The organism is Pseudonocardia sp. McavD-2-B (assembly GCF_024124365.1).
GTDB classification, from domain to species: domain Bacteria; phylum Actinomycetota; class Actinomycetes; order Mycobacteriales; family Pseudonocardiaceae; genus Pseudonocardia; species Pseudonocardia alni.
Genome location: NZ_JAMXSG010000239.1, coordinates 1 through 9455 on the forward strand (window position 1 = coordinate 1; position 9455 = coordinate 9455).

Below are 9455 nucleotides of genomic sequence, written 5' to 3' on the forward strand. Positions count from 1 at the left end.
CCCGGTCGCGTCCCGTCCGATGGCGGCGTGGCGCGACAGGGCGCGCTGCAGGGTCGCGCGGTCCGCGACCGGCAGCGCCGGGGCGGGCTCGACCGGCGCGGTGAGCAGCGCGGGCCCGGCCGCGGCACGGTCCTCGCAGACCGCGCGGACCACCCGCTCCCCCACGACCAGCCCCTCCAGCAGCGAGTTCGACGCGAGCCGGTTCGCCCCGTGCAGCCCGGTGCGGGCGACCTCGCCCGCCGCGTACAGCCCCGGGACGCCGGTGCGGCCCCAGGTGTCGGTGACGACGCCGCCGCAGGCGTAGTGCGCCGCCGGGTTCACCGGGATCGGCTCGGTCCGCGGGTCGATGCCCGCCTCCCGGCAGGAGGCGAACACGGTCGGGAACCGGGTGGCGAAGCCCGCCAGACCGGTCGCGTCGAGCCAGGCGCACTCGCTGCCGGTCTCGGCGGTGTGCCGGGTGATCGCCGCCGCGACGACGTCGCGCGGGGCGAGGTCGGCCAGCGGGTGCACCCCGGCCATGAACGCGTGCCCGGCCCGGTCGCGCAGGACCGCGCCCTCGCCGCGGACGGCCTCGGTGACCAGCGGGCGGCGCCCGACCGCCGGGCCGGTCCAGAGCACGGTCGGGTGGAATTGCACGAACTCCAGGTCGGCCGCCGTCGCCCCGGCACGCAGCGCGATCGCGACGCCGTCGCCGGTGGAGGTCGCCGGGTTGGTCGTCGAGGAGTAGAGCTGCCCGTACCCACCGGTGGCCAGCAGGACCGCGGGGGCGCGCAGCACGCCCGTCTCCGCACCGCCGTCCCCGGCCAGGACGGAGAGCCCGACGACCCGGCCGGTCACGTCGCGCAGCGCGTCGTCGGCCACGTGCCCGTCGAGCACGGTGACGCCCGCCTCCCGGGTCGCCGCGACCAGCGCCCGCTCGACCTCGGCGCCGGTGGCGTCGCCGCCCGCATGCACCACCCGGAACGCCGAGTGCCCGCCCTCGCGGGTGCGGTCCAGGCGGGCGCCGCGCGCGTCGAACAGGGCGCCGCGCTCGCGCAGCCGCCGCACGGCGCCGGGCCCGCCGCGCACGATCACGTCGACCGCGTCGGCGTCGTTGAGCCCGCCGCCCGCGGCCAGGGTGTCCGCGACGTGCGCCCCGAGCGAGTCCCCGGCGACGTCGCCGAGCACGACGGCCACCCCGCCCTGCGCCCAGCGGGTCGAGCCCTCGCCGATGCCGTCCTTGGTGACCACCACGACGCGCAGCCCGGCCGCGGCCGCGTCGAGCGCGGCGGTCAGCCCGGCCACCCCGGACCCGACGACGACCAGGTCGGCGCCGGCCTCCCAGCTCACCCCCCGCGCCGTCACTCCCCACCTCCCGGCTGACCGATCTCGATCATCCGCTGCACGGCGGCACGGCCGCGGGCGGCGAGGTCGGGGGCGACGTGGACCTCGTCGGTGCCCTCGCGGACCGACCGCAGCAGCGCCTCGGCGGTGATCATCTTCATGTAGGGGCAGGACGCGTTCTCGTTCACCGCGCGGAACGCGATCTCCGGGGCGGCCAGGCGCAGCTGGTGCAGCATCCCGACCTCGGTCGCGACGAGCACCTCCGTCGCGCCGGTGGCGCGGGCGGCGTCGACCATCCCGCCGGTGGAGAGGATCCTGACCTGCTCGGCGGGCACCGCGCCGGTGCCCGCCAGGTAGAGCGCCGAGGTCGCGCAGCCGCACTCGGGGTGCACGAACAGGTCGGCGCCGGGGTGGGCCGCGGCCCGCTCGGTGAGCTGCTTGCCGTTGATGCCGGCGTGCACGTGGCACTCCCCGGCCCAGACGTGCATGTTCTCCCGCTCCAGCGTGCGGCGGACGTGCGCGCCGAGGAACTGGTCGGGCAGGAACAGCACCTCGCGGTCGCGCGGGATCGAGTCGACGACCTCGACGGCGTTGGAGGAGGTGCAGCAGATGTCGGTCTCGGCCTTCACCGCGGCGGTGGTGTTGACGTAGGAGACGACGACGGCGCCCGGGTGCTCGGCCTTCCACTCCCGCAGCTGGTCGGCGGTGATCGAGTCGGCCAGCGAGCAGCCGGCCCGCGCGTCGGGGATCAGCACGGTCTTGTCCGGGCTGAGGATCTTGGCGGTCTCGGCCATGAAGTGCACGCCGCAGAACACGATCGTCGACGCGTGGGACTCGGCCGCGATCCGGGACAGCGCGAGCGAGTCCCCCACGTGGTCGGCGACGTCCTGGATCTCGGGCAGCTGGTAGTTGTGCGCCAGCAGGACCGCGTCCCGCTCGCGGGCCAGCGCACGCACCTCGTCGGCCCAGCCGGGGTCGGTCCCCGTGCCGCCGGGTGCCGTCAGCGTTCCGGTCATTGCGCCCTCCCGGGCCGTGTCGGGTTTTCGCCTAGCGGGCGGAAACTGGTCGGATGGTAGCACCGCTCGCGCGCCACCGGCACCTCCGTCGTGACCGGGACCTCACCTGACGGACACCCCGCCGTCACGTCCCGGTGCCGCGGCCGGTCCGCCCTAGGCTGGCCCCGTGACACCGCCACCCGCCCTGCACGAGGTCCTCGCCGTCGTGCTCAGGATCCGGGAGGGCCGGGCGGGCGCCCTGCTCTGGCAGCGGGCCCTGGACCCGGACGCCGGACGCTGGGCACTGCCGGGCGGCACCCTGGGCCCCGACGAGGACGTCGAGACCTCCGTGCGCCGCCAGCTCGCCGAGAAGGTCGACGTCCGCGAGGTCGCCCACGTCGAGCAGCTGTCGGTCTTCTCCGACCCGGCCCGCGTGTCCGGGAAGCGCCGCATCGCCACCGCGTTCCTCGGCCTGGTCCCCTCCGACGCGGACCCCGAGCTGCCCGGGGACACCGCGTGGCACGACGTCGAGGACCTGCCCGCGACCGCGTTCGACCACGCCGCGATCGTCGCGGCGGGGCGGGACCGCCTGCGCGCCAAGCTGTCCTACACCAACCTCGGGTTCGCGCTCGCCCCCGCGGAGTTCACGATCTCGGCGCTGCGCGAGCACTACGTCGCCGCGCTGGGCCACGAGGTGTCGGCGACGAACCTGCAGCGGGTCCTCACCCGTCGCGGCCTGCTGGAGCCCACCGGGGAGGTCGTCCCGTCGGGCCGTTCCGGCGGCCGCCCGGCCGCGGTGTTCCGGTTCACCGACCGCGGGATGCGCGTCACCGACGCGTTCGCCGTGCTCCGGCCACCTGCGCGACCCGGCGGGCCCCGCGAGGGCGTACTACCGTGAGCCGGTGTCCGCCATGCTTCCGCTGTTCCCGTTGGGGACGGTGCTGATGCCGGGTGCGGCGCTTCCCCTCCACATCTTCGAGCCCCGCTACCGCCAGCTCACCGTCGACCTCCTCACCGGTGCCGTCCCCGACCGCGAGTTCGGTGTCGTCGCGGTGCGCGAGGGCCATTCGCCGGACCGCTCCGGGGCCTCCGGGATGCACGCCGTCGGCTGCACGGCGGTGCTCATCGACGCCCGCCGGCTCCCCGACGGCCGCTACGACGTCGTCACCCGCGGCGCCCGCCGCTTCCGGCTGCTCGACCTCGACACGGGCTCGCACTCCTACCTCAGCGGCGAGGTCGAGTTCCTGCCCGACGACACCGGCGACGAGGCCGACCCGCGGCTGGTGGCGATGCTGGAGCGTTCCGCCCGCGCGGCGCACCGCGAGTACTGCGACACCGCGTGGCGGACCGGTGACTGGTCCGAGCCCGCCGCCGACACCCCCACCGCCGACCTCGCGCACCTGCTGGCCGGGGACTGCCTGCTGCCCCTGGGCGACCGCCAGCTCCTGCTGGAGCAGACCAGCGCGGTGCAGCGGCTCCGGGAGATCCGCAGGCTGCTCGCCCGCGAGCGCGGCCTGCTGGAGACCCTGCGGGCGGTGCCGGCGCCGCTCGGGTCGTTCTCCGACGAGCACAGCCCGAACTGAGCTCACCCGCCGACGGCGAGGTGCGGCCCCTCCCAGCGCCGGCGCAGCCACCGGTCGTGCGAGGTGACGACGACGCTCCCCGGCGCAGTGCCGAGCGCCGACTCCAGCTCCCCGGCCAGCCGCAACGAGACGTGGTTGGTCGGCTCGTCGAGCAGCAGCAGGTCCGGGGCTTCGGCGACGGCGACGGCCAGGGCCAGGCGCCGCCGCTGGCCGAGGCTGAGCTCTCCGACCGCGGTGCCGTGCTCACGCGGGTGCAGTAGCCCCAGCTCGCGCAGCGGGACGGTCTCCGCCCGCTCCGCGCCGACGGCGTCGGCGTAGACGGTCGCGGCGCTGCGGTCGGGCGGGCCGACGTCGGGGTCCTGGGCCAGCAGCCCGACCCGGCGCGCCCGCACGTCCACGGTGCCCGCGTCCGGTAGGAGGTCGGAGTGCAGGACCGCCAGCAGGGTCGACTTCCCGGCCCCGTTCGGGCCGGTGACCAGCAGCTTCTCCCCCACGGCCAGGTCGAGCAGGTCGAGCCGTAGCCGTCCGTCGACCCGCAGGTCCCGCACGCACACGGCGAGCCCGCCGGCCGCGGCGTCGCCGGTGAGGTGCCCGGCGAACTCCAGCGGCCGGGGCGGCCTGCGGACCGCCTCGCGCTCGGCGACCTCCAGGCGGCGCTGCGCGTCGTGGACCCGGCGGGCCCGGGTGCGTTCGACGCCCGCCCCCTTGAAGGCGTGGATGAACTTGTCGTTGTCGCGCGGGCCGCGCCCGGGGGCGATCGTCGACAGCCCGGCCCGCGCCTTCTCCCGCAGCGCGGCGATCTCCTCCTGCTCCGCGGCGAAGCGCTCCTCCCAGCGGCGGCGGCTCGCCGCGGCGGCGTCGAGGTACTCGGTGAACGAGCCTCCGAACCGGCGCCCGCCGTACCCGTCGGTGCCGAGCTCGCCGGCGTCGAGATCGAGCAGCTCGGTGCAGACCCGGTCGAGGAAGGTGCGGTCGTGGCTCGCCGCGACGACGACGCCGGGCAGCTCCACCAGCGAGCGTTCCAGCAGCTCCAGGGCGGCGTCGTCGAGGTGGTTGGTGGGTTCGTCGAGCAGCAGCACCGCGGGGCGGCGGACCAGGGCGGCGGCCATCGCGAGCCGGGTGCGCTCGCCCCCGGACAGGGTCGCGACCGGCCGGTCCCGCTCCAGGTCGGCGACACCGAGCGTGCCCGCGGTGACCTCGGCGCGCCGGTCGGCGTCCCACGCGTCGTGGGCGATCGCCCAGGCCAGCACCCGGTCGTAGGCGGCGGCGCCGCTGCCGTCGGCCAGACCGGCGGCCAGGCGCTCCAGCTCGGCGACGGCGTCGTGCAGCGGGCGCAGCGCCGCGTCGAGCAGGTCGCCCACGGTCCCCCCGTCGCCCAGGTCGGGTTCCTGCGGCAGGTACACCCGGTCCGCGGGAACCGTGAGCGTCCCGCCGTCCGGGGTGTCGACGCCCGCGAGCAGCCGCAGCAGTGTGGACTTGCCCGAGCCGTTCTCCCCGATCAGGCCGACCCGGGTGCCCGGCGCGGCGACGAGGTCGACGCCGTCGAGCACCGGCGGACGGCCGGCGCGGGTGGCGTGGGAACGGACCAGCCCGCGGGCGGTGACGGCGTGGACCTGCTCGGTCGATGACATGACGACGACTCCGGTGGAGACGGAGGAGGACCGCAGGGGCGTGGGCCACGTCCGCGGTCGAGGGGGTCGTCAGTGCCTCATGATGACGGCGACCCTACCGGGTGCGCCCGCACGGGCGCACCCGGGTTTTCAGCGCCAGCCGTAGCGCGACCGCAGCTCGTCCGCGACCCGGTCGAACCGCGCCCGGTCCAGCACCGCACCCTCCCGGCGGATGCCGTGCTCCTCGACCTCCAGCACCCGGTCGAGCCGGATGTAGGAGTCGCGACCCTCGCGGTCCCAGGCGCCGGAGCCGATCCCGACCCAGTCCGGGTCGTGGGCCCGCTTGTCCTGGCTGGACAGCATCAGCCCGAGCAGCTCGCCGGCCGAGCGCCCGACGACCAGCAGCGGCCGGTCCTTGCCCTGGCTCGCGTCCTCCTCGTAGGGCACCCAGGTCCAGACGATCTCGCCGGGGTCCGCGGCCCCGTCGGGCTCGGGGGCGTAGGCGACCTCCCGGGCACGGTCGCCGGTGGGCGCGGTGCGCACCCGCCCGGCCGTCGGCGGCGGGCCGGGCCGGGCGCCGCCACCGTGGCCGCGCCGCGGGGCCCGTCCGTCCTTCTGCGAGTCCTTCAGGAACTGCACCGCCAGATCCGCGGCCTTGCGCAGCACCGAGCCCCAGTTGATCGCCATGCCGCCCAGCCTGCCGCACGTGCGGCACGTCATGACGACCGGGCGCGCATGAACGGTTCCGCATACGGGAAGGCGGAGGGCATGAAGGCGACTCTGATCCACGGCACACACGACATCCGGGTCTCGTCCGACGTACCGGACCCGGTCATCCGTGACGACACCGATGCGATCGTGCGCGTGCTGCGCTCCTGCATCTGCGGCAGCGACCTGTGGCCGTACAACTCGGCCGACGACAACCCGCAGGGCGACCGGATCGGCCACGAGTTCCTCGGCGTGATCGAGGAGGTCGGGTCCGGGGTGCGGAACCGCACTGCGGGCCAGCTCGTCGTCGCACCGTTCGTCTGGGCCGACAACACCTGCGACTTCTGCGCGCAGGGGCTGCAGACCTCGTGCCGGCACGGCGGCGGCTGGGGCTCCGACGGTACCGACGGCGGCCAGGGCGAGGCGGTGCGCGTCCCGTTCGCCGACGGCACCCTGGTCCCGATGCCGGGCGAGCCGGACGACGCGCTGCTCGCGTCGATGCTCACCCTGTCCGACGTGTTCTCCACCGGCCACCACGCCGCGGTCTCGGCGCGGGTGCGCCGCGGGGACACCGTGGCCGTCGTCGGCGACGGCGCGGTCGGGCTGTGCGCGGTGCTCGCGGCGAAGCGCCTCGGCGCGGAGCGGATCATCCTGCTCGGCCGGCACACCGACCGCACCGACCTGGGCCGCGAGTTCGGCGCCACCGACGTCGTGGCCGAGCGCGGCGACGAGGCGGTCGAGAAGGTGCGCGAGCTGACCGGCGGCGACGGCGTGGACGCCGCGCTGGAGTGCGTCGGCTACGTGGAGGCGATCCGCACCGCCATCGAGGTGACCAAGGACGGCAGGCTGGTCGGCCGCGTCGGCGTCTCGCAGTACTCCGACATCCCGCTCGGCGTCGGCGAGTTCATGCGCAACGTCGGCGTGCACGGTGGCGTCGCCCCGGCGCGCGCCTACATCGAGGAGCTGCTGCCCGACGTGCTGGAGGGCCGCATCCAGCCCGGACGGGTCTTCGACCGCACCATCGGTCTCGACGAGGTCCCGGACGGCTACCGCGCGATGAACGACCGCGAGGCGCTCAAGGTCCTGATCAAGCCCTGACCTGCGCGGACACCGGCGCGGCCCCCGCCACCGCGGGGGCCTCGCGCGGCGGCAGGTCAGGACGAGGTGCGCTCGCCGTGCCGGCTGCATCGGGCCGTCCAGCCGACCGGGTGGATCTGCACCACCATCCGCCGTGCGCAGTCCGGGCAGAACCGCGGCGGCTCCAGCTCGCGGCGCGCCGCACACCGGTCGTGCCCGGCCGCGGGGTCCGGCGACCCGCACTGGTCGCAGTACGGGCCCCCGTCCTCGCGGGTCGGCGTGCCCACCGGCGCCGTCACAGCGTCTCGTTGAGGGCCTTGATCGGCATCTCCAGCTCGCCGAGCAGGTCGATGTCGGACTCGGCCGGACGCCCCAGGGTCGTCAGGTAGTTCCCGACGATCACCGCGTTGATCCCGCCGAGCAGGCCCTTGCGGGCGCCCAGGTCGCCGAGGGTGATCTCGCGGCCACCGGCGAAGCGCAGGATCGTGCGCGGCAGCGCCAGGCGGAACGCGGCGACGGTGCGCAGGGCGTCCGGCCCGGACATCGGCTCCAGGTCCCCGAACGGGGTGCCCGGGCGCGGGTTGAGGAAGTTCAGCGGCACCTCGTCGGGCTCCAGCTCGGCGAGCTGCCCGGCGAACTCGGCGCGCTGGTCCAGGGTCTCCCCCATCCCGACGATGCCGCCGCAACACACCTCCATGCCGGCCTCACGGACCATGCGCAGGGTGTCCCAGCGCTCCTCCCAGGTGTGGGTGGTGACCACGTTCGGGAAGTGGCTGCGGGCGGTCTCGAGGTTGTGGTTGTAGCGGTGCACGCCCATCGCGGCGAGTTCGCCGACCTGCTCGGCCGTGAGCATCCCCAGTGAGCAGGCGATGTTGATGTCGACCTCGTCCCGGATCGCCGCGATGCCGGCGGCGACCTGGGACATGAGCCGCTCGTCGGGCCCGCGGACGGCGGCGACGATGCAGAACTCGGTGGCCCCGGTCTTCGCGGTCTGCTTGGCGGCCTCGACGAGCATCGGGATGTCCAGCCAGGCCGAGCGCACCGGCGAGGCGAACAGGCCCGACTGGGAGCAGAAGTGACAGTCCTCCGGGCACCCGCCGGTCTTGAGCGAGATGATCCCCTCGACCTCGACGTCCGGCCCGCACCAGCGCATCCGCACCTGGTGGGCCAGCTCGAGCAGGTCGTCGAGACGGTCGTCGGGCAGGTCGAGCACCTCGCGCACCTGGGTGACGGTGAGGCCGCGACCCTGGTCGAGGACCTGGTCACGCGCGACGGTGAGGACGTCGGTCCGGGCGGTCGTCATGCCCGTGGATCTTGCCAGTCACCCGGCTGGATCGGACCCAGTGTGTCCCGGGCCACCGCGGCGAAACGGTCCGGTGTCACCCGTCCGAGGCCCTCGGGCAGCAGGCCCCGGACCAGCACCCGGGTGATCATCGGCAGGTCCTGGAGGTTGCAGTGCTCGGCCAGGTCCGGCTCCGCCGGCCAGGACCCGATCACGATCCCCGCGCAGGTCAGGCCGCGCACCCGGAGCGCCTCGACGGTGAGCGCGGTGTGGTTGAGCGTGCCGAGCCCGGCCGCCGCGACCACCACGACCGGGGCGTCGAGGAGCCGGGCGACGTCGGCGAGGGTGCCGCCCTCGTCGGTGAACCGGACGAGCAGCCCACCCGCACCCTCGACGAGGACGAGGTCGTGGTGCTCGGCCAGCGTCCGCGCGGTCACCGCGGCCTGCTCCGGGGTCACCGGGCGCGCCCCGCAGCGCCGGGCCGCGGTCGCCGGGGCCAGCGGGTCGGGGTAGCGGGCCAGCTCCCGGGTGGTGACCTCGGGGACGAGGCGGGCGACCTCGTCGACGTCGCCGGGGTCGTCCGGGCCGACCCCGGTCTGGGCGGGCTTGAGCACCGCCACCCGCTCCCCCGTCGCGACCGCGACGGCGGCCAGCGCGGCGGTGGCGACGGTCTTGCCGACCCCGGTGCCGGTACCGGTGACGACCACGAACCGCCCGGTCACGCCGGGGCCCCCGTCCGGGCGTCGGCGAGCACCTCGGCGAGCACGCCGGTCGCGAACGACAGCTGCGCCCCGGTCAGCCCGGCGCGGGCGGTGAGCCGCAGCCGGGACGTGCCCGGCGGGACCGACGGCGGCCGGAAGCAGCCCACCCGCAGACC

10 protein-coding genes and 1 pseudogene are annotated in these 9455 nt (G+C 75.7%); 3 read left to right on the forward strand and 8 right to left on the reverse strand.

Going from position 1 to position 9455, the window contains the following annotated elements:
* On the reverse strand, nucleotides 1–1329 hold a 1329-nt coding region (gene nadB / locus NH602_RS23940; RefSeq protein WP_253068964.1), incomplete at its 3' end, for an L-aspartate oxidase.
* Between the two features lie 11 nt (nucleotides 1330–1340).
* Nucleotides 1341–2339: a quinolinate synthase NadA gene (gene nadA / locus NH602_RS23945; RefSeq protein ID WP_179760345.1), complete on the reverse strand. Its 999-nt coding sequence runs from the start codon at nucleotides 2337–2339 to the stop codon at nucleotides 1341–1343.
* 166 nt (nucleotides 2340–2505) lie between these two features.
* Between nadA and NH602_RS23950 the strand changes: the two genes are divergently transcribed.
* Together NH602_RS23950 and NH602_RS23955 are read left to right on the forward strand one after the other, a co-directional pair.
* Entirely contained in the window at nucleotides 2506–3216 is a 711-nt protein-coding gene (locus NH602_RS23950; protein ID WP_100880248.1) for an NUDIX domain-containing protein, read from the forward strand.
* Nucleotides 3217–3229: 13 nt separating this feature from the next.
* Complete coding sequence (locus tag NH602_RS23955) at nucleotides 3230–3901, forward strand: LON peptidase substrate-binding domain-containing protein (protein WP_179762819.1); 672 nt, start codon at nucleotides 3230–3232, stop codon at nucleotides 3899–3901.
* 2 nt (nucleotides 3902–3903) lie between these two features.
* On the opposite strand, the gene NH602_RS23960 is transcribed toward NH602_RS23955, so the two are convergent.
* On the reverse strand, nucleotides 3904–5532 hold the full coding sequence (locus NH602_RS23960; protein ID WP_179760346.1) for an ABC-F family ATP-binding cassette domain-containing protein: 1629 nt from the start codon (nucleotides 5530–5532) through the stop codon (nucleotides 3904–3906).
* Nucleotides 5533–5661: 129 nt separating this feature from the next.
* The gene (locus NH602_RS23965) at nucleotides 5662–6198 is read right to left on the reverse strand and encodes a type II toxin-antitoxin system PemK/MazF family toxin (protein ID WP_253068965.1); all 537 of its coding nucleotides are present in this window, start codon (nucleotides 6196–6198) and stop codon (nucleotides 5662–5664) included.
* A gap of 81 nt (nucleotides 6199–6279) precedes the next feature.
* Between NH602_RS23965 and NH602_RS23970 the strand changes: the two genes are divergently transcribed.
* Nucleotides 6280–7317 carry a zinc-dependent alcohol dehydrogenase family protein gene (locus tag NH602_RS23970; RefSeq protein WP_100880954.1) on the forward strand — a complete coding sequence of 346 codons (1038 nt, stop codon included), beginning with the start codon at nucleotides 6280–6282 and terminating at the stop codon, nucleotides 7315–7317.
* A gap of 56 nt (nucleotides 7318–7373) precedes the next feature.
* Here NH602_RS23970 and NH602_RS23975 read toward each other — a convergent pair whose 3' ends face one another.
* From NH602_RS23975 to NH602_RS23990, 4 genes and pseudogenes are all read right to left on the reverse strand, one after another.
* Nucleotides 7374–7595 (reverse strand): hypothetical protein, encoded by a 222-nt coding sequence (locus NH602_RS23975; protein ID WP_179760348.1) that lies wholly within the window; start codon nucleotides 7593–7595, stop codon nucleotides 7374–7376.
* On the reverse strand, nucleotides 7592–8599 hold the full coding sequence (bioB, locus tag NH602_RS23980; protein WP_073573904.1) for a biotin synthase BioB: 1008 nt from the start codon (nucleotides 8597–8599) through the stop codon (nucleotides 7592–7594). The genes NH602_RS23975 and bioB overlap by 4 nt, the downstream gene beginning before the upstream one ends.
* Nucleotides 8596–9300 (reverse strand): dethiobiotin synthase, encoded by a 705-nt coding sequence (bioD, locus tag NH602_RS23985; RefSeq protein WP_253068966.1) that lies wholly within the window; start codon nucleotides 9298–9300, stop codon nucleotides 8596–8598. Before bioD ends, bioB begins: the two co-directional genes overlap by 4 nt.
* Nucleotides 9297–9455 (reverse strand): annotated as a pseudogene (locus tag NH602_RS23990) (8-amino-7-oxononanoate synthase); the annotation flags it as partial. The pseudogene NH602_RS23990 and the gene bioD, both read right to left, overlap by 4 nt.